The organism is Gammaproteobacteria bacterium, from assembly GCA_027296625.1.
Classification (GTDB): domain Bacteria; phylum Pseudomonadota; class Gammaproteobacteria; order JAKEHO01; family JAKEHO01; genus JAKEHO01.
This window is the reverse complement of record JAPUIX010000178.1, coordinates 26,195-47,467: the sequence shown is the minus strand read 5'-3', so window position 1 is coordinate 47,467 and position 21,273 is coordinate 26,195. Positions and strand designations below refer to the sequence as shown.

At 51.7% G+C, this 21,273-nt stretch carries 25 protein-coding genes; 5 read left to right on the top strand and 20 right to left on the bottom strand.

Annotation, left to right across the window (positions count from 1 at the left end):
* From O6944_11295 to metG, 5 genes are all read right to left on the bottom strand, one after another.
* Positions 1 to 643, bottom strand: a 643-nt coding sequence (locus tag O6944_11295; GenBank protein ID MCZ6719721.1) for an RnfABCDGE type electron transport complex subunit D, incomplete at its 3' end; no start/stop codon positions are given.
* 56 nt (positions 644 to 699) lie between these two features.
* Entirely contained in the window at positions 700 to 2,280 is a 1,581-nt protein-coding gene (gene rsxC, locus O6944_11290) for an electron transport complex subunit RsxC (protein MCZ6719720.1), read from the bottom strand.
* The gene (rsxB, locus tag O6944_11285) at positions 2,277 to 2,834 is read right to left on the bottom strand and encodes an electron transport complex subunit RsxB (protein MCZ6719719.1); all 558 of its coding nucleotides are present in this window, start codon (positions 2,832 to 2,834) and stop codon (positions 2,277 to 2,279) included. Before rsxB ends, rsxC begins: the two co-directional genes overlap by 4 nt.
* The gene (gene rsxA / locus O6944_11280; GenBank protein ID MCZ6719718.1) at positions 2,831 to 3,412 is read right to left on the bottom strand and encodes an electron transport complex subunit RsxA; all 582 of its coding nucleotides are present in this window, start codon (positions 3,410 to 3,412) and stop codon (positions 2,831 to 2,833) included. Before rsxA ends, rsxB begins: the two co-directional genes overlap by 4 nt.
* 174 nt (positions 3,413 to 3,586) lie before the next feature.
* Positions 3,587 to 5,638 (bottom strand): methionine--tRNA ligase, encoded by a 2,052-nt coding sequence (metG, locus tag O6944_11275; protein ID MCZ6719717.1) that lies wholly within the window; start codon positions 5,636 to 5,638, stop codon positions 3,587 to 3,589.
* Positions 5,639 to 5,822: 184 nt separating this feature from the next.
* Here metG and apbC point away from each other — a divergent pair, with 184 nt between their 5' ends.
* The 3 genes from apbC (at position 5,823) to cysG (ending at position 9,015) form a co-directional block, all read left to right on the top strand.
* Positions 5,823 to 6,914: an iron-sulfur cluster carrier protein ApbC gene (gene apbC, locus O6944_11270; protein MCZ6719716.1), complete on the top strand. Its 1,092-nt coding sequence runs from the start codon at positions 5,823 to 5,825 to the stop codon at positions 6,912 to 6,914.
* A 79-nt stretch (positions 6,915 to 6,993) separates the two neighbouring features.
* Complete coding sequence (gene dcd / locus O6944_11265; protein MCZ6719715.1) at positions 6,994 to 7,560, top strand: dCTP deaminase; 567 nt, start codon at positions 6,994 to 6,996, stop codon at positions 7,558 to 7,560.
* 48 nt (positions 7,561 to 7,608) lie between these two features.
* Positions 7,609 to 9,015 carry a siroheme synthase CysG gene (gene cysG, locus O6944_11260; protein MCZ6719714.1) on the top strand — a complete coding sequence of 469 codons (1,407 nt, stop codon included), beginning with the start codon at positions 7,609 to 7,611 and terminating at the stop codon, positions 9,013 to 9,015.
* Positions 9,016 to 9,087: 72 nt separating this feature from the next.
* On the opposite strand, the gene O6944_11255 is transcribed toward cysG, so the two are convergent.
* The 10 genes from O6944_11255 to O6944_11210 all read right to left on the bottom strand — a co-directional run bounded on the left by O6944_11255 (position 9,088) and on the right by O6944_11210 (position 16,617).
* Complete coding sequence (locus tag O6944_11255; GenBank protein ID MCZ6719713.1) at positions 9,088 to 9,462, bottom strand: 4a-hydroxytetrahydrobiopterin dehydratase; 375 nt, start codon at positions 9,460 to 9,462, stop codon at positions 9,088 to 9,090.
* Between the two features lie 58 nt (positions 9,463 to 9,520).
* Positions 9,521 to 9,934, bottom strand: coding sequence for a peptide-methionine (R)-S-oxide reductase MsrB (gene msrB, locus O6944_11250; protein MCZ6719712.1), 414 nt, complete (start codon positions 9,932 to 9,934; stop codon positions 9,521 to 9,523).
* Positions 9,935 to 10,405: 471 nt separating this feature from the next.
* Positions 10,406 to 11,050 carry a hypothetical protein gene (locus O6944_11245; protein MCZ6719711.1) on the bottom strand — a complete coding sequence of 215 codons (645 nt, stop codon included), beginning with the start codon at positions 11,048 to 11,050 and terminating at the stop codon, positions 10,406 to 10,408.
* A 51-nt stretch (positions 11,051 to 11,101) separates the two neighbouring features.
* Entirely contained in the window at positions 11,102 to 11,605 is a 504-nt protein-coding gene (locus O6944_11240) for a class I SAM-dependent methyltransferase (GenBank protein ID MCZ6719710.1), read from the bottom strand.
* 101 nt (positions 11,606 to 11,706) lie between these two features.
* Entirely contained in the window at positions 11,707 to 12,348 is a 642-nt protein-coding gene (locus O6944_11235) for a DUF938 domain-containing protein (protein MCZ6719709.1), read from the bottom strand.
* A 140-nt stretch (positions 12,349 to 12,488) separates the two neighbouring features.
* Positions 12,489 to 12,908 (bottom strand): type II toxin-antitoxin system death-on-curing family toxin, encoded by a 420-nt coding sequence (locus O6944_11230; GenBank protein ID MCZ6719708.1) that lies wholly within the window; start codon positions 12,906 to 12,908, stop codon positions 12,489 to 12,491.
* A complete protein-coding gene (locus O6944_11225) occupies positions 12,908 to 13,165 on the bottom strand; it encodes a helix-turn-helix domain-containing protein (protein ID MCZ6719707.1) in 258 nt (85 codons plus the stop codon). Before O6944_11225 ends, O6944_11230 begins: the two co-directional genes overlap by 1 nt.
* A gap of 1,278 nt (positions 13,166 to 14,443) precedes the next feature.
* A complete protein-coding gene (locus tag O6944_11220) occupies positions 14,444 to 15,499 on the bottom strand; it encodes a hypothetical protein (protein MCZ6719706.1) in 1,056 nt (351 codons plus the stop codon).
* A gap of 2 nt (positions 15,500 to 15,501) precedes the next feature.
* The gene (locus tag O6944_11215) at positions 15,502 to 15,819 is read right to left on the bottom strand and encodes a hypothetical protein (GenBank protein ID MCZ6719705.1); all 318 of its coding nucleotides are present in this window, start codon (positions 15,817 to 15,819) and stop codon (positions 15,502 to 15,504) included.
* A gap of 300 nt (positions 15,820 to 16,119) precedes the next feature.
* Positions 16,120 to 16,617, bottom strand: coding sequence for a GFA family protein (locus O6944_11210; GenBank protein ID MCZ6719704.1), 498 nt, complete (start codon positions 16,615 to 16,617; stop codon positions 16,120 to 16,122).
* 329 nt (positions 16,618 to 16,946) lie between these two features.
* Between O6944_11210 and O6944_11205 the strand changes: the two genes are divergently transcribed.
* Entirely contained in the window at positions 16,947 to 17,606 is a 660-nt protein-coding gene (locus tag O6944_11205; GenBank protein ID MCZ6719703.1) for a peroxiredoxin, read from the top strand.
* A gap of 76 nt (positions 17,607 to 17,682) precedes the next feature.
* Here the strand turns inward: O6944_11205 and O6944_11200 are convergent, their stop codons facing one another.
* Together O6944_11200 and O6944_11195 are read right to left on the bottom strand one after the other, a co-directional pair.
* On the bottom strand, positions 17,683 to 18,300 hold the full coding sequence (locus O6944_11200) for a glutathione S-transferase (protein MCZ6719702.1): 618 nt from the start codon (positions 18,298 to 18,300) through the stop codon (positions 17,683 to 17,685).
* A gap of 82 nt (positions 18,301 to 18,382) precedes the next feature.
* Positions 18,383 to 18,631: an MFS transporter gene (locus tag O6944_11195; GenBank protein ID MCZ6719701.1), complete on the bottom strand. Its 249-nt coding sequence runs from the start codon at positions 18,629 to 18,631 to the stop codon at positions 18,383 to 18,385.
* 361 nt (positions 18,632 to 18,992) lie between these two features.
* On the opposite strand from O6944_11195, the gene ispG reads away from it, so the two are divergent.
* Complete coding sequence (ispG, locus tag O6944_11190; protein MCZ6719700.1) at positions 18,993 to 20,225, top strand: flavodoxin-dependent (E)-4-hydroxy-3-methylbut-2-enyl-diphosphate synthase; 1,233 nt, start codon at positions 18,993 to 18,995, stop codon at positions 20,223 to 20,225.
* A 10-nt stretch (positions 20,226 to 20,235) separates the two neighbouring features.
* Here the strand turns inward: ispG and O6944_11185 are convergent, their stop codons facing one another.
* From O6944_11185 to tusC, 3 genes are read right to left on the bottom strand one after another with little or no spacing between them, the layout of a single operon-like run.
* Positions 20,236 to 20,568 (bottom strand): TusE/DsrC/DsvC family sulfur relay protein, encoded by a 333-nt coding sequence (locus O6944_11185; GenBank protein ID MCZ6719699.1) that lies wholly within the window; start codon positions 20,566 to 20,568, stop codon positions 20,236 to 20,238.
* Between the two features lie 29 nt (positions 20,569 to 20,597).
* Positions 20,598 to 20,876: a sulfurtransferase complex subunit TusB gene (gene tusB / locus O6944_11180; protein ID MCZ6719698.1), complete on the bottom strand. Its 279-nt coding sequence runs from the start codon at positions 20,874 to 20,876 to the stop codon at positions 20,598 to 20,600.
* Positions 20,877 to 20,883: 7 nt separating this feature from the next.
* The gene (gene tusC, locus O6944_11175) at positions 20,884 to 21,270 is read right to left on the bottom strand and encodes a sulfurtransferase complex subunit TusC (protein MCZ6719697.1); all 387 of its coding nucleotides are present in this window, start codon (positions 21,268 to 21,270) and stop codon (positions 20,884 to 20,886) included.
* Positions 21,271 to 21,273 lie beyond the last annotated feature (3 nt).

Below are 21,273 nucleotides of genomic sequence, written 5' to 3'. Positions count from 1 at the left end.
GCCACTTGATGATTCTTTGGTACAACAACCACAGACCACCTACCAAATAGCCTATGCTCAACCACTCCCACCCTTTTCCACCGAATACACCAAAGATCGGTGCATCACGGGCCTCCGACACCGTTTGCATAAGTCCGAGCTCGGCTTTGATATGTGCCAGCGGTGTAGCGCTGCTCAATGCATCCAGGCTAAGTGCGCCTGCCGGGTGACCAGTAAAAATTATCAGCGCACTATCAATGAGACCCGGACGGATTTCACTTAAGATGTGCGGCAGCGGCCAAGTGGTCATCTGTGCCGGGAAAGAGATCAATGCTAATGCATAGCCGGCCATCGCCGGGTTAAACGGATTGTAACCGAGGCCACCAAATAGATGTTTTGCGACGACAATTGCGAAGGTAGTGGCAATGACCGTCGCCCACCACGGCACATAGGGCGGCATCGCCAGTGCCAGGAGCATGCCGGTAACCGCGGCGCTTCCATCGGTGAGAAATAGTTTAACGGCGCGCCTGCGAAGTCCCAGCATGATGCCCTCCAACGCAAGGGCCACGGTCACTGCGATCAGGCAATTGATCACAACGCCAAACCCGAAAAACCAAACGTAGATAACAACCCCCGGCACCAGCGCGTACAACACCTGGCGCATGATGGACGAGACCGAACGCGGCTCGGCGTCCCGTAGAGAGGGAGGTACGCTAGAGTTCATTCATCAGATCGAGAAGCCGATTTGCTGTCCGCGTCTATTGCAGTGCTTGGTTCTTTGCTGCGTCTAGCTTCACCGGCTCGAGCACGCTTTGCTTTCGTTCTTGCTATGGCTGCTTGAATATAGGCCCTTTTCTGTCCGCGATCCTCTTGTGTCCCACCAACTACAACTTCTTCCTTCTGCACAGGAGACTTGCGTGCCGGCTTTTCTTGCGCAAGGCGAACAGTCCTTGATTCGAACCGCCGACGCGCCAAATCCGCAGATTCCCTTGCCTCTTCTTCAACTGCGATTTCCGACTTTGCAAAGAAGAAATACTGGACGAGCGGGATGTTGCTTGGGCAAACGTGTGCACAACAGCCACAGTCAATACAATCAAAAAGATTGAAGTCTTGTGCTGTATCAAAGTCGTGCGCACGGGTGTACCAGTACAAATGCTGAGGAAGAAGATTGACCGGACAGACGTCAACGCAGTCACCACATCGAATACACGGCATCTCGGGACCCCTTTCAAGACTGTTGGTGACGAGGATGCAGTTCGTCGTCTTAGTCACGGGTACATTTTCATCGTGTACGGGAAGACCCATCATCGGACCGCCCATGATCACTTTCATAGGCGCACCGAGCTCACGTCCACACTGGTCAATCAGATCCCTAACAGGCGTCCCCAGGAGCGCCTGCACATTCCGGGGCCGCGCCACGCTACCGGTAACAGTCACATAGCGCGATACAAGTGGTTCACCGTATTCCAAGACACGGTAAACAGCCGCAGCCGTCGCCACATTGTGCATTACAATGCCAATGTGGATGGGCAGGCGCCCAATCGGCACCTCCTCACCGGTCAGCGTTAAGATCAACTGCTTTTCGCCGCCAGCCGGGTAGATGGCAGGAACCCTAGCCAGTTCAATGTCTGAACCTGACACTCGTTCCAGGGCCGCATAGGCTTCCGGCATATCATCCTCCACGGCAACGATACAACGCTTGGCCTTCACGGCATGAGCGATGATCCGCGCCCCACCAATGACCTCATCAGCCCGCTCACAGATCAGACGATCGTCACAGGTAATGTAGGGCTCGCACTCAACACCGTTGATAATCAATGTGTTCACAACATTCTCCGTACCCTCGTTAACCTTAACGTGGGACGGGAAGCCTGCACCACCCATGCCAACGATCCCAGCATCTCGAACGATATGGATGAGTGCATCCGGTTCCAACGATTCGTAGTCCTTCGGCGGCTTCTTTTCGATCCAAAGATCTTGGCCATCGGCTTCGATGACAACACACATAGCGCTGAGACCGGAAGGATGTGGAACGGGGTATTCTCCGACGTCTGCCACAGTGCCAGACGTGCTGGCATGGATAGGCACACTGACATAACTCTCGGCGCGTGCGATGACCTGCCCTTTTAAAACCTTGTCACCGATCTTGACGACGGGGTGAGATGTGATACCGATATGCTGTTGAAGGGGTAAATACAGGCGCACCGGGATCGCCGCCGGGATGGATGGCTCCCGATTAGATAGCGCCTTGTGCCCTGGAAGCTTTATCCCGCCGGGAAATTGCCACAGTTTCCGGCTCAAAAGCTGATCCTCGACGCATCTTGCGACCTTGGCCAACGCCAACTCGCAATCCCTTGGTTGACTTCCGTCATGCTTATGCAATCCACCGGGCAGGGCACGATACAGAGTTCACAGCCTGTGCATTCGGACGCGATCACCGCGTGCATCTGTTTCGGGGCACCCAATATTGCGTCAACGGGGCAGACTTGAATACATTTGAAGCAGCCTATGCACACGGCCTCATCGATAACGGCAACCTGCTTGGGCATCAAGGTGCCATAGTGCCGATCAAGAGGCTTGGGATCACGCCCGAGCAACTCAGCGAGGGCGATGATAGTGACAGCACCGCCAGGTGGGCACTGATTGATGTCGGCATCACCACGCGTAATAGCCTCGGCATAGGGCCGACAACCCGAATAGCCGCAGTCACCACATTGGGTTTGCGGTAGTAACGCATCGATCTTGTCGGTTAGAGATAAACTTCCCCTAGTAAACCGTGCTGCGGCGTAACCAAGTAACAAAGCCGCCCCAATCGCGAGCGTGCTCATTACCCAGAGTGCGCTGACGATGGTCATCCCTTCACTAGCCCGGCAAAGCCCATAAAGGCGATAGACATCAATCCGAGCGTTACCAACGCGATAGATGCTCCCTGAAACGGCCTTGGCACGTCGGCAACGGCAAGTCGCTCACGCAGACTTGAGAACAAAATCAACACGATCGAAAACCCAAGGCCGGCACCGAAGCCATAAACGCATGATTGGATGAAGCTGTGGGGCTCCTGAAGATTGATGAGTGCCACACCCAAGACCGCACAGTTAACAGCGGCAAGGGGCAAAAAGATCCCCAATAGATGATAGAAAGACGGACTTACCGCATCGATCGCCCACTGCGTGAACTGCGCTACAACCGCAACTACAAGGATAAATACAATGATGCGCAGATACTCAATACCTAGCGGGACCAAAAGGTACGTAAACACCAGGTAGCTACTTGCTGAGGCCAGCGTGAGAACAAACAGCGTCGCACAGGAAAGCCCGATGGCAGTTTCCACCTTACGCGACACCGCGTAGAAGGGGCACACACCGAGTAGTCGGTCGAGTACCAGATTATTTACCAGTACAGTGCTGGCGAGGATCAGCGCGTATTCGCTCACAAGATCGCATGCTACGGGGCCTTGATATTTCCAGCAAGTATGAACATCTGTTGTTACGGCGACAAGTACGATAGCAGCTGCTAGATACCCATTCTCCGCCACAAATCACAGACGCCCAATTTGGACAAACGTGTCCCGCCCCAAAGACACGCCAACTTCGGGAGTGATTCTAGCTTATTTGACCTTCATCCCAGGCTCGGCCCCGGGGTCCGGATGCAACAACCAGATGTCCTTGCCACCGGGCCCAGCGGCAAGCACCATGCCTTCGGATATACCAAAGCGCGTCTTGCGCGGCGCCAGGTTAGCTAACACGACCGTAAGCTTACCTTCAAGCTCCTCCGGTGAATAAGCAGCCTTAATACCTGCATACACAGAGCGCATCTCACCACCAAGATCTAACTCAAGGCGTAATAACTTGTCCGCACCCTCAACGTGTTCAGCCTTATTGATGCGTGCAATGCGCAAATCTAATTTGGCAAAGTCTTCGTGATTAATCTGCTCCACAGTTTTCTCGCTTACTTTCGAAGTAGGTGTCGGATTCGAGCCATTGTTCGATGAATCGCCCTCGGCGGCCGCAAGGTCGGACTTGGATGCCTCGATCATAGCGTTAACCTCTGAACCTTCAACTCGAGTCATTAACGGTTCAAATTTGCCAATGACATGATTAGTAAGAGGCTCTCCAATGCTATCCCAAGTCAATGGTTCAATCTTCAAGAATTTTTCGACCTTTGAAGCCATCACGGGTAAGACAGGCGCAAGGTAGCCCATCAGCACACGGAACAGATTGAACCCCATCGTGCAGATAGCCTGTAGCTCGCTGTCCTTGCCCTTTTCCTTTGCAATGACCCACGGCTTTCTTTCATCAATATATTGATTGGCCTTGTCCGCTAAGGCCATCACGTCTCGCATGGCCTTTGCATACTCACGTGACTCGTAAGCACTGGCGATCTCGTCGCCAGCGGCAATAAACGATTCAAGTAGTTCTGGCGCTGCAATGTCATCCGACAAGCGGCCGTCAAACCGTTTACTGATAAAGCCAGCACATCGGCTCGCAATATTCACGACCTTGCCTACGATGTCGGCATTGACTCGTTGAACGAAGTCCTCCAAGTTCAGATCAATATCATCGATGCCATTACCCAACTTACTGGCAAAATAGTAGCGCAGGAATTCTGGGTTCAGGTGATCGAGGTAGGCCCGTGCAGTGACGAAAGTGCCACGGGACTTTGACATCTTTCGCCCATTGACCGTTAAAAACCCATGGGCAAAGATGGCGGTTGGTGTACGTAGCCCGGCACCTTCCAGCATTGCGGGCCAAAACAGGGCGTGGAAATAGATAATATCCTTACCAATAAAGTGATACATCTCCGCCGTGCTCCCTGCACCAATAAAGGCATCGAAATCCAGTCCTTCCCGATTGCACAGCTGTTTGAAACTCGCAAGATATCCAATCGGCGCATCCAGCCAAACGTAGAAAAATTTGCCCGGAGCGTCCGGGATTTCGAAACCAAAATACGGTTCGTCTCGAGAGATATCCCATTCCCTAAGACCCGCTTGAAACCACTCTTCGAGCTTGTTGACTACTTCCAGTTGCAGATGCCCCGCCTGAGTCCACTTTTTTAACATCGCCTCGAAGTTGCCCAGCTTGAAAAAATAATGCTCGGATTCCTTCTCAACTGGCGTCGCACCAGAGAGGGCTGAAACCGGGTTTTTCAAATCAACAGGAGAGTACGTGGCACCACAGACCTCGCAGCTGTCCCCGTACTGGTCCGCCGATCCGCAATTGGGGCACTCACCGCGGATAAAGCGGTCCGGGAGAAACATCTTTTTCTGAGGGTCATAGGCCTGGCGAATCGTGCGGCGAGAGATATGGCCGGCATCGCGCAATCGCTCGTATAGGGTATTGGCAAGCGCGCGATTCTCGGGTGACCGCGTGGTGTGATAATTATCAAAATCAATAGCGAAGTCGGCGAAATCCGCCCGGTGCTCCCGGCCGACACGCTCAATTAATTGCTCGGGGCTGATGCCATCCTGCTGAGCTCGCAGCATGATCGGCGTCCCATGCGCATCATCCGCACAGACGTAATAGCACTCATGCCCACGCATCTTCTGGAAGCGCGCCCAGATATCTGTCTGGATGTACTCGACAAGATGGCCGATATGGATCGGCCCATTCGCATAGGGCAAGGCGCTGGTTACCAGAATCTTTCGGATCGGTTCCGACATGCCCCTTGTTTCACTGAAAAAAATGCGCGCCTAAGGTATCACCATGTGTCAGTCAGCGCCACCGACCGCCGTTACTGCCTCTGTGGGCAGGCGTTATGCACGCAGCGACCAGGTAAGACGGCCTACAGTATTTGTTGTAAAATGTCTCCCTCAGCAGTCTGAGGCCTAGAGCGACTCTCATCCCATGCCCGATATCACCCGTGAGCAGGTCGAAGCGGCCCTTTCCAAGTATCAGGAGCCCTACCTAGGGACTGATCTTGTCTCGGCCAAGTCAATAAAGGACATCACCGTTAAAGACGGCAATGTAACGGTGGACGTCGAACTCGGATACCCCGCAAAAGGCTATCAGGACCAGCTTATTGGAGACTTAAAGGAAACACTCGCCGGGATTGCCGGGATTGGAGAGGTCTCGGTAAACCTCCACAGTAATATTGCCATCCATGCCGTCCAGAAGGGCGTCACACCCCTACCCAACATCAAAAACATCATCGCTGTCGCGTCCGGTAAGGGCGGTGTCGGCAAATCCACGACTGCCGTGAATCTCGCCCTCGCCTTGCAGGCAGAAGGTGCGACAGTTGGCATCCTGGACGCAGATATTTATGGCCCCAGTCAGCCACGGATGCTTGGATGCCACGGGAAGCCCGAGACAACTGACGGCAAGTCCGTGCAACCCAAGATCAGCTACCATGTTCAGTCAATGTCCATTGGCTACCTTATCGAAGAAGACACGCCCATGATCTGGCGTGGCCCCATGGTTACGCAAGCACTGCAACAACTGCTCAGCGACACCAACTGGAAAGATGTTGATTATCTCGTAGTCGATTTGCCGCCAGGGACCGGTGACATTCAGCTCACCCTGAGCCAGAAGATCCCGGTAAGCGGCGCGGTGATTGTGACGACGCCCCAGGATATTGCCCTAGCGGACGCCCGCAAGGGCCTCAAAATGTTCGAGAAGGTGAACGTGCCCGTGCTCGGAATCGTCGAAAACATGAGTGTGCACGTCTGCAGCCAATGCGGGCACGAAGAACACATCTTTGGCGCAGGCGGTGCAGCGCGAATGGCCGAACAGTATGGTGTCGAGCTGCTCGGTGCCCTACCCCTTGACATCAACATACGGAAGGGGGTAGACAGTGGCCGGCCTACAGTTGCAATGGATCCGGACTCAAAGGCAACCCAAATTTATCTCGAAATTGCCAGGCGGGTTGCGGCAAAGCTTTCATTGCAAGCAAAGGACTATACGGCCAAGTTCCCAAAAATAGTGATTCAAAACAATTGAGGGTCACCATAGTACGATCAACGCCGACACTTCATTTCCTATGAACCACTATAATTGTTACTAATCAGCGACCAAGTTCTTGAGCGTAAAATCTGATAAATGGATCCGCCGTATGGTAAAAGAGTACGGCATGATTGAGCCCTTTGAGGCTTCGCAGGTAAGGCACAACGATAACGGCCGCCTGGTTTCCTATGGGACATCCAGTTACGGCTACGATGTCCGATGCGCCAACGAGTTCAAAGTGTTCACAAATATAAACTCCGCCATCGTCGATCCTAAAAATTTCGACGCCGATAGCTTCGTTGACGTTAAGGCCGACATCTGCATTATTCCGCCGAATTCATTTGCACTCGCCCGTACCGTGGAATATTTTCGTATCCCACGAAACATCCTTACGATCTGCGTTGGCAAGTCAACCTATGCCCGCTGCGGAATCATTGTCAATGTCACACCCCTTGAACCGGAGTGGGAAGGCCACGTTACGTTGGAGTTTTCCAACTCAACACCGCTTCCCGCCAAGATCTACGCCAACGAAGGCATAGCCCAGGTGCTCTTTCTTGAATCGGATGAAGTGTGCGAGACCTCCTACAAGGACAGGGAAGGGAAATACCAGGGACAGAAAGGTGTTACCTTGCCTAAGGCCTGAGTCGTTGAGGCCCATCTTCAACGCAACTGCGCTCTGCCTGCCCTCTTTATGACATTTCTCCCCATTGTCTTTAATGCAAAAGGTCGGCTGTGCCTCGTGGTGGGTGGCGGGGATGTCGCTGTACGGAAGATAGCTCGCCTCTTGCAAGCAGAAGCCCAGGTGCGGGTTGTTTCTCCGACGCTGAATGAAGAGCTCACGCAACTACTCGCAGATAACCGGATCGATCACAAGGCAAAAAATTTTTCCGCCAAGCACCTCGATGACTGCGCGCTCGTCATCGCGGCAACGGATGACGGCAAACTCAATCAACGTGTCTCCGAGCTTGCACAGGCACGCAATATCCCCGTCAACGTTGTTGATAGTCCAGAACTGTGCACTTTCATCATGCCTTCGATCGTTGACCGCGCACCTGTACAGATTGCGATATCGACGGGAGGTGCCTCACCGGTGCTGGCACGGCTTCTCCGCGCGCGCCTCGAAACGATGATACCTGCCGCATACGGACGCCTCGCAACCTTGATGGCCGATTTCCGTGGCAGAGTGAAGAAACGCTTCCCCAAGATGAGAGACCGTCGCCGGTTCTGGGAGCAGATCCTGCAGGGGCCGATCGCTGAAATGTTGTTCGCTGGACAGGACAAAGCCGCCCTAGCCGCCCTAGAAAGCGAACTGGACGAGACGGCCTCAAGCCCACAATCCGTGGGGGAGATCTATCTGGTGGGTGGTGGCCCCGGTGATCCAGACCTGCTGACATTTCGTGCGCTGCGGCTCATGCAGCAGGCTGACGTCGTGCTATATGACCGTCTGGTCGCCCCCGCCCTCCTAGAATTAACGCGCAAAGACGCCAAAAGGATCTACGTGGGCAAGGAGAAAGGCCAACATGCCATGGGGCAACAGGAGATAACCGAAATTTTGGTGCGGCTTGCCAAAGAAGGGAATCGGGTACTGCGCCTCAAGGGCGGTGATCCGTTCATATTTGGGCGGGGTGGTGAAGAGATCGAGACGCTTTCAGCAGAAGGCATTCCATTTCAGGTCGTACCAGGCATTACCGCCGCGTCCGGGTGCGCCTGCTATGCGGGCATCCCGCTTACCCATCGGGATCACGCCCACTCCTGCATTTTCGTCACAGCACACCTGAAAGATGGCTCGATGAACCTAAACTGGAACGCGCTCGTCCAGCCTAAGCAGACCATTGCAGTTTACATGGGTGTCCATGGGATAGATGTTCTATGTCGTGAATTGATCGCCCATGGGATGGGCGCCGGAACTCCCGCGGCGCTGGTTCAGCAGGGTACAACACAAAAACAGCGGGTGTTTGCTGCGACGTTACAAACGCTGCCCGAAATCATCAAGGAGCACGAAATTCACCCACCCAGTCTGATCATTGTGGGAGACGTCGTGAAACTCCACGAAAGTCTCGCGTGGTTCGAACCGGCAGACCCCGATCAACCAAACTAGACCGCTGCCCTCGGGCGGACCACCCTCTTGAGGGCTTCTCCAAGGACTGTGCCCCGTGGGGTTTCGCTTGAATCAAGTGCCTTGCGCCGTAATCGTCCCCGATTGGCCCTGTTCCCCCATAAATAAGTGGTCTACCTTGGCAGCGCAGATGAAATCGTTCTCAGACAAGCCATTGATTGCGTGGGTGGTATAGTGAACCACACAGCGGTTCCAACTGACTTCCATATCGGGATGGTGATCCTCGTGATGGGCGACCCAGGCGACCGCGTTTACAAAGGCCATCGTTTGATAATAATTCTTGAACTGATAGGTCTTGCTGATTCGGGTCCCTGCATCATCGAGAGACCAGCTTGCCACCTGGGCCCCCAATTCCAACGCTTGGGCCTTACCCAATGGTTGGACACCCCCTTCACAGGGCTTACAGCGTCTCTCGGCAAGGTCTGTCATAGCTCAAATAATCTATACGCATCAATCAGCGGGGCCCGGGCTAGGGTCGTGGATAAGTCTAGCTTTTTGATTGATCGCTTTTTTTCTCAAACGCTAGTGCGACAGAGTTAACACAGTAACGCTGATTTGCGGGTGCTGGGCCATCGTCGAACACGTGACCAAGATGGGCATCACAGGTCCGACAGAGCACCTCGATACGACGCATACCATCGCTATTGTCTGATTTCGCGCTGATGTTTTCTTCAGCGATCGGTGCCGAGAAGCTTGGCCAACCTGTCCCCGAATCAAACTTAGTCTCGGAGTGGAACAACGCCGTGCCACAACAGACACATAGGTAAACACCCTCTTCCTTGCAATCGTGATATTTGCCGCTAAAGGGCCGTTCTGTCCCTTTTTTCCTACAGACGGCGTACGCCTCAGGCGACAGCAACTGCCGCCACTCCTCATCTAATCGATTATGTTTATCGTCCACGACACGTTCAAACTGCTGAGTCGTCTAGATCTCTGTGCTGACTTAGACGGAATTTCCCACATCATAGCGCACTCGAGTGTTTCGAGCCTAGCTCAGACAAGCACAAACCCAATGAGGCGAGCACACGGCCGCGAGGACTCAGCAAAGGCGGCAAGGGATTTCATCGCGGCTGGGCCTGTGGGGGCCGAGGATCTCGGGGTAAAAAAGTGCCCGGTACTGCTCTAGGTGGGAGGAGGAGGGTAAGAGCAAGTACCGAGCAATAAGATCATCATGGGAGGTTATGATGAGCGGTTACAATATTAATAAAGATCGGATCTGAATACTGTGAATCAAATCACAAAAACAAAATTCCATCTCGTTAATGACCTTACTGATTCATGACGCACGTCACAAATCAAGAAATTTCTCTGGGAAGTGCTTCTAACACAGCCTATTCGGCTGGTAGTTAGCCCTTATAGAAGCGTCGATCTCTTAATCCGGGCTGTTGCCTGCGATGCTTGCCGTAGTCAATGGTAAAGACGCACGCACGTCCTGGCGATACTCTCTCTGGCGAGCGCTCTTTAGCATCTCCAGGGCCGCCTCGCGCTCACGGGAATCACGCTCGTGGGCGAGCAGCGTGAAGGTCAAAACCAAGTCATCAACACCGATGGCACCCTGAGTAAGGTACTTGTAGTCCCCTTCTGGTGCTGATTCATCAGACAAGTCAAAGAGATAGCCTGGCAGGTCCGTTCCTTCGATCGGCTTTAGCATCAATTCCTCTTCATCGGAGTGAACAAGGGCCTCCTCGCCGACCCGCTCGACCAGTTGTCTGATTGACTCTGGATGGCTGAGATCGCCGTCATAAGCCGTGTTCCAAAAGACCGTGACGAACAATTGGAAGCTTTTCGATTTAAGCGGAGAAAACGTGATCGAAGGAAACTGCTTATATAGAGGCTGGTAAAACACGGCCTGCCAGGGGACGGGAACATCCAGCGTGAGTACGCCATGATGTGGGATCGGGTACTCTTCGCTGACCGTCTCAAGCACATCATTGCCCTCTCCGGCGCCCAGCGGAGCCGAAGCGATTGCCAGCAGCAGCGATAGGCTAAGGGCTAACGATCGGCTGTGAGTGCCCATGCTTCTCCGGGGTGTTTCGTTAGGTCAGATGCCACGTTCTACATCACTATTTCATGAGACCTGTGGCTTGTAGGCCAAGGCGATCAGCGACTTTCGCAAAGAAGGGACCGCGTCCCGCAGCGCCGAGCCCACCGAACGGATCCGCTCCAGGCCGGTGCGCTGCCTTCTGGATTTGAGAAAGGAGACCCTGATATCGTCGAAGCCAGCACAGTCGAGCAGTAGATACAGCTCATCCCGGGTGAATTCCCGGTTATGCCGCATGGGGTAGAAGGAATGTCCCTTGTACAGTACCGACTCTTCATAGAGGTAGTGCTTCTTGTAATCAAAGGTGATGTTCTTACCGCGTAGGATCCGGCTCCTGTTTCGGAAACAGACGACGTTGGGTACGTCCACTTCCAGGATGCCACCTGGGTGCAGAACCCGCTTGATTTCAGCCATCGTTCCCAGTGATGAACCGACGAAATGTTCCAAGACCTGACAGCAGGTCACTACGTCGAAGGAGTCATCGGGAAAGGGAAATTCATCGATCTCGACGTTGCAATTTCTGAATTCAATCCCCTTCTCCTTGAAAATTTCCGGGCAATCCTACGGTCTGTCAAACATGTCCACCCCGGCGCAATCATATAGAGTCCAGGCGCTTCTCGGCGGCTAGTCACTTATTTGCGTGTGGCGGTCCCTTTCCGGAAAACGAGGCTAAAATTATTCGCCGGCATGTTAATCGTCTCACCATGCTCAAATCCGGCATCCTCGGCAAGCCGAACAACCTCTTCCATATCTCTAAGACCCCAATCCGGATTTCGCCCACGCAACTGCGCATCAAATGCTTCATTACTTGGCGCCGTGTGGCGCCCAAAACGCCGATAGGGTCCGTACAGATATAACACCCCGCCGTCAGAAAGCACATCGCTTGCACCGGCAAGCAGTGCTTCTGTTGCTGCCCATGGCGCGATGTGGACCATATTAATCGATAAGACCGCATCGACGTTGGGAACCGGCCAGGGGTGCCGACAGACATCCAGATCAACGGGGACATTCACATTGCTGAGCTTCTCCGCAGTTGCCCACAGGGATATGGACTCGCGAAATTCGCCATCGGGATCACTCGGCTGCCAGGTCAGCGCCGGCAGCGCACTCGCGAAATGCACTACGTGCTGCCCAGTGCCGCTCCCAATTTCGAGAACTAAACTCTTGGAAGGAAGAATGCGCTTCAGTATTTCAAGGATCGGCCCTTTGTTTCGTTCCGCCGACACACTGACCCAGCGGCCATCGAGGTGCCTTTCTGCGCCTTGCCCGAGCATTGGCTATTTATCGGTTGTTGCTATTGCTATTGTTGCTGCGTTCTACATCCTACCATTGGTTCTCAGAACATGTATTTTCCTTATCCCTATCACTAAGTGCTCTGCCCAGACTCAATATTTACATTGCCTAGATGCGCAGACTAGTCCATATCTTCTAGATGAAGTCGAACGAACTTCTCGATTGTCGCTACGACCTGATCTTTGAACTCCGATCGACTCTGTGCTACCCAAATTGTAAATTCATACAATTCCTGATTATGAATTTTCAGCCATTTGTCGTTAAAAAACAAAAACATGAGCAAGGTGGTTATAGCAATTCGTTTGTTACCATTCTGGAAAGGGTGATTTTTGATCATTAGGTAAAAGAGAAAGCCAGCCTTAGCGACCAGCGTCGGGTATAGGGCCTTGCTCGAAAATGTCTGAAACGGGGTTAACACACAGCTTTCAAGCACATTTGGAAACCGCGTGGAGAAATCCGGTATTGGCTCGTTGAAAGAGAGATGCTCTTGTGCGAGTTGGAACGCAAGGTATTCTACGTCCGCTATCGTGATGATTCTCACTACTCCTTGCTCAATTGTTTCAGGACCTCTCCATATTCCTTCACTGTTTTGCGAACAGCGGAGGCTATTCGTTCTTTTCCTTGGCTCGTTACTTTCTTGCCTAGGATGTCTGCGATAGTCCGGTCGGTAATAGCGTAGGTCCTACCTATTTTTGTGGCAGGGATCTGTCCTTTCTTGACTCGATTGTAGATCGCGGTACGGCTGACACCGAGGAGTTTGGCCAGTTCAGGGATAGTGACATATTTTTCAGTCGCCATAGTCCTACCTTAAACGATGATGTTAACCCAATGCTGTTAGGTTTACCTAGGTTAACTCTGTCTTCTTAGGTTTACCTAGGTTAACCAAGTGTTCCTATGTTAACATAGGTTAACGTTGTCTCTCTACGTTAACAAAAGAAAGAAACAGGCCTACATAAATTTAACCTATTGATTTACATAGATTACTTGAGAGTCGGGTGCGCCCAAACGGCCCTCTTGAGCCACATTGTCTCGTCCTATTGGATCACATTTCCTTAAAGGCCTCATTATTGGGTAAGTAGGGATCAGTTTGAAAAGATGTTGGCAGAATCTCGTATATACATGAGAATGATTCGCATTCGCACTTACTATAAAGTCCTCATCCATGCCCCATTCGAATCTTGCCCCCGCGGTTAGCAGACCGCCACGATCTTGTATCAGTGATCCGGGCTTTCGGAAACTTATAACGACGCGCGGTACGTACTTTGTCCCCTGGAATCCGGAGCCTGTCAAGAGCTCGCTCACCCACGAAAACATAACACCTTATGAGCTTTTGGCCGCTGACAAACGAGAAGTGCACTACCTAATCAGAGATCTTTTTCTACTTGCATGCAAGGAAGAAAATAACGAACGGGATTGATTCAAATGGACGCATTTCGGCACTTGCGCTATTCGCTCAAAAACTGCGGTCCATCCTAAAACTAAGACATGACACACATCGGTCTTAGGATACCAATTTGTCCGCTCAATGCACTAAACCGCACCATCACCCTGACCCACCCAGTCTCGATACGCTTCAAGCGGCTCTTTTTTATCTGACAACACAATATTCGTTTCACCCTTGTCCTATAGTCGCGGCGGCAATCGTCGAGCACCTAACCCTGTTATGCAATCATCCCCACATTGAACTCATACCAGCCCAAAACCGCGTCTTCGCTAAGTTACTCAATATCTGGCGGGCTTGCTTACCGAGTTGTGTGACAAGAACGTCGTTGAAAAATCTGAATTATAAAAATTGCCGAGTAACGCTTGAAGACCTCCGGACTGCTTTGCCGCGCCTTTTCCTAACAATGATCTATTGCCTTCAAACATTTTCCAGAGCGACCTACCAATCCAATATTGAAATAAGGATTGGCCATACCGCATCAATCCACATGCTATCTAGATGACCAGAATCCACGATATTTCTATTGCTCACCACACAATTCTCAAATGAAACAATATAGTAAATGAAGATGAGTTCGTTAATCTATAAACTGTTAACATTATGCCAATCTAGTGTCAGAGATCTGTATCAATTCACAATTTAGTGTCTTGATCACTTCCAGACGGTTGATCTTCAACATCCTTTTTATAATCAAGTACGTAGTCTTTCTTAAAGTTCACCTTATATGCACGTTTGAATTCATCCGTCTTTCTAAAGTCTCGGAAGAGCGGCCAAGTTCGAAAGTCCTCTTCACTAACCTCTTCTAATACCGCTGCCGAAGTCATAAGTTTCTCCGTTTTGGAGAGGCCTTCTTTAAGAACAGCAATAGCCAAATGATACTTTGGATGGAATGCTTCCCAATCGATAGGCTTAAGAACTTCTGAAAAGTTCTTACCACACTGCTTTAGTGCAATACAACGATTAATCACGAAATAATAATACATTTCACCACTGGAACGCAGATTTGTCGGCAAGCATTCGCCATAACAAAAGACAAGTTCCCCAAGCTCCCAGTCTTCACTCTCAAGCAGACGAATACCTAATTCGTTCAGTCGTTGATCCGCATACTCTAGTGCATCTGGGAAAAGTCGTCTAATCGTAGATTGCCCGATGCGAAGTCCTAATTCAAAGGTCCATCGTAAAGCATCGCGAAAATATTTATCTGCAGCAGGCAAATAAGTCCCTTCCTTCAATTCCGAATCTATGGAAATGCCCAGCGATTTACAGTTAGCAATATATTGCTTAGTTGTTTTCCCTCCAGAATGAACAAAAAGGTTTCTACGTTCTGCAACCTCAAGGAAACAATTGATCTCCTCAAAGTGCTCAAATAAGCCGAGCTTTAGTTTCTCGTCAAGAAATTTTAGCTGAATTACATGCGAGTCATGCATCAGAATGTCAACTTCTTTGGCAACGATTGCATCGAAAGCGCTGTCGAACGTTCCAAGTTCTAATAGGTCTTTATACGTGAGTGACTTGTCTGTACTCCTTAGCCACGCTTGATTATTTTTAAAGATTGCTGCAATTATCGGGGCTAAGAATTCATCGAATCGAGACACCAGCAAAACAATTAATTGTTCGGAAAACAGTTTCCTTGCAATCAACAGTTTCTTAATATTGAGCATCAGTGCTTTAACTTCCGACAAAGTCATCTTTAATGGTTTAGACGAGGCTTGTAGCTTGGAAACGACCGCCTCGACGCGTTTTTTCGTTCGGCGTCTTTATGCTCAAGGGCAGGCAATACAACCTGCTGCATTTCGAGTATGCACTCAAGATCGTTGAAAAAGCGGTCGCAATCGCGCCACAGAGAAACGTAAGGTGGAGGAGGTCGTTGAGCTTTCTTCTTCTTCTTTGATTGTTTTTTGGCAGCAACCTTTTTGCGCGTCGTTTTCTTTGACGCTTTTGATGTCACCCTTTTTTTTGCTGCGGTTTTCTTCCGCTGCATCACCTGAGTATTCTTGAAGTCCATCATGCTACTATATAGCGCGAGTAATCACATTAAAGTCTAGCTCAATCTCACTTGTATATTATTCGTGAATTAGTAGCAAGATTTATGAATAAAGATTGAGCAACCGCTGCGTCGCGTTATTTAGCCTTCGAAAAAACGTTCGCCCAAAACGGCGGCGCGCAGCCAGCTGATGCGTTGTGTGCGGTGTCTTTCACGATGACGTCTAGGCATTCTCCGGTTCCTCCACTAGTGTGTCGCGAAGAGTACAAACCTCTTACAACGATACATCGGTGTATACAGCGCGCGGGCTGCTTGGGCGGCAGGTTAGCAGTCAATATCTTCAAGGCCTAGACGCTGATGCCATTGTGCAAGCGACTCTTGTGGATACCCATCGAATGTCTGGTCCTTCGGTCCCGCTTTCACCTCGACCCAACTTGCTTTTGAACCCAGCATCATGTGTGTTCGCTCCGGCGGAACTGGCAGATCCGAATCTATGGCTGAGGCAACCGGATGCACGAGCTCGGGCCATCGGGGATCCCATGCCCAAAGCGCACTACCGCAATGCTTACAGAAGTTTCGCTCCGCCAAACTTTCTTCGATTTGACCCGTCTCAGGGTTCGGGATTTTTGCCCGGTAGGTGCCGATATGTTCCTTTCCCTTGACCTCAAGCGTCTCATATTCGGCACCTAGATTGATCGCGTAACCACCCCCGCCAGCGGTCTTTCGGCAGATCGAACAATAGCAGAGGTTGAATGGATATGGGTCGGCGGAACGGACTGTAAAACGCACGCTAGTGCAATGACATGAGCCTTCAAGTTGCATCTTCATTCTCCACGCTGGGAATTAACGGGCCAGCCCCCATTTTGCTACCTCAATCTCGCTTGTATTTTATATGGTTCATCGTATCTCCTCGTCATTGTTTTAAAATGCACGCATTTTGACTCTAGAATTCCCCGAAAAAGGGCTCGAATCACTTCATTCTTGCTTTTCAAAACATACGGTTACAGCGATGACATCGTTTCGGGCCTGTTCGAATTCGTCTCTCCATGAGTTGCCTTACCCTATGCGGAATTGCATAATTTATTGATGGGCTTTCACCCAAGTTAAGGCAGTTATCAAAGTTAACAAGCGGAACCCCGCTGGAGGTTACGATGCCATTACGCATAGGCGATGATGCGCCGGATTTTACCGCAGAGACAACGGAGGGAACGATAAACTTCCATGAATGGGTCGGAGACGGATGGGCCGTTCTCTTTTCCCATCCAAAGGATTTCACACCGGTTTGTACCACGGAGCTTGGCTACATGGCCGGACTGAAATCAGAATTTGATAAACGCAATTGCAAAACCATTGGTCTCAGTATCGATTCAGTCGACGACCATTCCGCATGGTCCAAGGATATCGAGGAAACCCAAGGACATGCAGTGAACTATCCAATTATCGGTGATACCGATCTAAAGGTCGCGAAGCTCTACGATATGATTCACCCGAACGCCTCAGGGAAGGCCAAGGAACGGACGGCGGTAGACAATGCAACGGTGCGCTCGGTATTCGTCATCGGGCCGGACAAGAAGATCAAGCTGATGATCACCTATCCCATGAGCACTGGCCGAAACTTCGACGAGGTCTTAAGGGTGCTTGACTCCATGCAGTTGACTGCGAAGCACAAAGTCGCCACACCGGTTAACTGGAAACAGGGCGAAGACGTCATCATCGTCCCGGCAGTGTCTGATGATGAAGCCAAGGAGAAATTCCCGCAGGGCTGGAAGGCGCCGAAACCGTATCTACGGATCGTGCCGCAACCGAAATAAGTCCATTCCAGCGTTACTTGAAAGAGCCGCCAAATGGCGGCTCTTTTCTTTTGAACGGAGCCTAGCAGAAGTCGGCTCAGCGACTCTCATAGTACGCGGCGATCTTGGGGTGCTTGTTCACGCGCTCCAAGTGTTCGACCAGTAGCGGCGCAATGCGGTCAGGCAGGTCCGTTGGAATGTAGTCCAACAATCCCGACCTCAGATTCCGGATCCAAACGAAGACCTTTAGGTCTGCCACCGTGAGTCGGTTATCAGCAAAATACTCACCGCCGGTCTGCTCAAGCCGCGTTTGCAGTCGCTCCAGATAGAAGCGTAGCGGGCCGTCGGCCAATGCTTGCCGAGCGGCCCTTTTTTCCTCTTCATTCTCTATCGTGAACGTTGCCACGACCTCGTTAACGATATCCTCGACGGTGTCCATCACCTCGTCACAAAGCGCCGCTTGCCAAGGATCGCTCGGATAGAGCCCAGCAAGCTTTCCGACATAACGGTTGATGGCGTTAGACTGAGTCAAGGTTTTGCCGTCGACCTCGAGAACCGGGACAGCGTGGAACGGCATCTCGGCCTTGACCGCAGGCCACTCGGCCAACGGCACGCGTCGGTCCTCGAACTCGATTCCGCCCATAAACATTGCGAGGCGCGCAGGCTCGCCACGGCCGCCGTGGAAGTCGAAGTAGGTCAACTTTAATTCGGGCATGGCTGGATTCTATTCAGTTTCAGTGCAGTATTTAGTCTCTGCTTGCACAATTATATTGCACTAGAGCTCCAATCCCACTTTTTTATCTCTCTATGAAGAACCAGCCCAACACGAAGACGGCAAGCGTAATCCCAGCCGTCACCAAGAACACGATCTGAAAATCGCCTGTCGTTGCTAAGAGCGTGCCGCATAGGGTCATCCCAATCGTGCCGCCGAGAAGCTGGGCGGTCAGATTGATTCCTGCCGCCTGGCCCTTTTTCTCCACCGGAACGGCGTTCATGACGGCCCGTCGGCTTGGCACATAGAGGAACGGCAGTGTCGCGCCGTTCACGGACCCCTGCGGGGACAACAACTGTCACCGGTAGATAGCGGAGTCTACTTCGCGTTCGCCTGGCTTGCGTTTAACCCCGATACTGAGATCTACGGCCTCGACTTGATCGCTTCTCCCTAGTCAGTCCTTCGGTAAAGCCCGCGCTTGGTGCCTGTCACTCAACCGCCTTGCGGCGAAGATCCCCCTCCCTCTATGTTGGGAAGTTGGCTATCATCATCAGTAAATCTTGCGATAGCCGTAGCCTGAAATAAGGGCAGAGCGGTACAATAAGGAGTTTGACGCGTTTACGGCCCACACGTTTGAGTCAGTAAGAACGCGCGAATCACCCATTTAATCGCGCAAATATCGCCGTCTATTCACTATGGCTACAAATCCTCAGAGCCATCAACAGCGTACCAGCGTGGCCGTTAAGGTTGGGTCCATCACCATTGGTGGTGGCGCACCTGTGGTCGTGCAGTCGATGACCAACACGGACACGGCGGACGCCGTGGCTACGGCCAAGCAAGTGCAACAGCTTGCGGCAGCAGGTTCGGAGCTGGTCCGCATCACAGTGAACACTGAAGATGCTGCAGGACAGGTCGCAAAGATCCGGGATCTTTTAGAGGTTGAAGATTGCCGCGTTCCGCTCATTGGCGATTTTCATTACAACGGCCATAAATTACTTACAGAATATCCCGACTGCGCAGAGGCACTCGCAAAATATCGTATCAATCCTGGCAACGTAGGTTTTGGTAGAAAACGTGACAGCCAGTTTGCAACAATGATAGAAATGGCAATCAAGTACGATAAACCCATACGTATTGGCGTGAACTGGGGCAGTCTGGATAGCGACCTGCTCACTAAAATGATGGACGAAAATGCCAAACTGGCTGAGCCCAAGGACGCCAATGAGGTCATGCGCGAAGCCCTCAATGTATCGGCGCTAACAAGCGCCCAGCGTGCTGAAGAAATCGGCCTGCCGCGCGACAGAATCATTCTCTCCTGTAAGGTCAGTGGCGTACAGGACCTTATCGCCGTTTACCGACAACTGGGCTCACGATGCGACTACGCGCTGCACTTGGGCCTTACGGAGGCCGGCATGGGCTCCAAGGGCATCGTCGCGTCAACAGCGGCAATGAGTGTTCTCCTGAATGAAGGGATTGGCGACACGATCCGAGTGTCACTGACTCCCGAACCCGGCGGCGACCGCAGTAAAGAAGTCATCGTCGCCCAAGAGATGCTCCAAACAATAGGTCTGCGCTCGTTTACACCACTGGTCACTGCCTGCCCGGGGTGCGGGCGTACCACAAGCACGTACTTTCAAGAGCTCGCGGACCAGATCCAAGCTTATGTCCGCAGCCAAATGCCAATCTGGCGAGAGAACTATGCCGGCGTGGAAGATATGACCCTGGCAGTTATGGGCTGCGTGGTGAACGGCCCGGGCGAGAGCAAACACGCGAATATTGGCATCAGCCTGCCTGGCACCGGCGAGGCGCCCGTGGCACCGGTATTTATCGACGGGGAAAAAGCGGTGACGCTCCGCGGTGAAAATATTGCCGAGGAATTTCAGCAGATGGTGGATGAGTACATCGAGAAGACGTATGCAAAAAAATAAACTGCCGCGATTAGATACAACTCGGCGGTTTTGGTAATCCCGCATACCGGGACGCTTGTCTTACTGGCCCTTCGGGAAACAAACTATAAAGATACCGGCTCGATCCTTTTTCCTCATCGAGCCTACTGCAAATTGCCTTGGCCAGGATGCGCATGATTGGGATGATCTTAAATTCGTCGTAATAATCGCGCATAAATCGAATTATCTCCCAATGGGCATCATTAAGTTGAATGTCATCCATAGCCGCCATGGCATTAGAAACTTGTTCATCCCATTCATCAAGATCAACCAGAAAACCCTCCGGGTCAGTCTCAATAATGCGCCCGTGTGCTTCAACTACCATTTAGGCCCAGCCATTGTATTCAAAATCCATCACAACCAAGATAGAATCCCCTTGTGCTCCGTAACTAATCGAACGAAGGCCCTATAATCGACATCCTTTACACCTTCTAACAATCTGCTTTGCTGCAATCCACGCGCTCTCAAGTCTGGGCCAAGCACGTAAACAGAGACACGCTGCATTGCCTGCGCCAAAATTTCACTTGCAACGCTGTCATTGGCGGCCGCGTAGACAGCGTCTTCAATCAACAATACGCTGCTTCCCTTTTCTGCAAGACGCAAACAAGTCTCAAGGCTATCACGCTCGTACATCGCAAAACTATAGGATCACATCCTGGCACGCCATAAGCTTACCCAGTGCCGCAGAGTCAATAATCTCGACTGGAATAATAAAATCAGCTGGACTCAACCCACGTTTTTCAACGGACTCCCTCTCCACAAAAACTTTCTCAATTTCGTAATCCTTCAGCGCCCGGTACACTGGAGAGAAATCTTTTATGCCGATCCCCGTTGTATCCTGGTTCTTCTTGAGCTGGTAAACACCGTCATCGATGAATACAAGGGTGACATGCTGCGCAAAGGCTGCCGCTGTCAGCGCTGCTTCAAGCAGCTCCCATGCGTAGATCGTGCCGTGGGGCGCCTTACGATGGACGAACATAAACCGCTTAGCAATCCCGCGCCCCACGCTTTCATCACCGTTATGCATTCC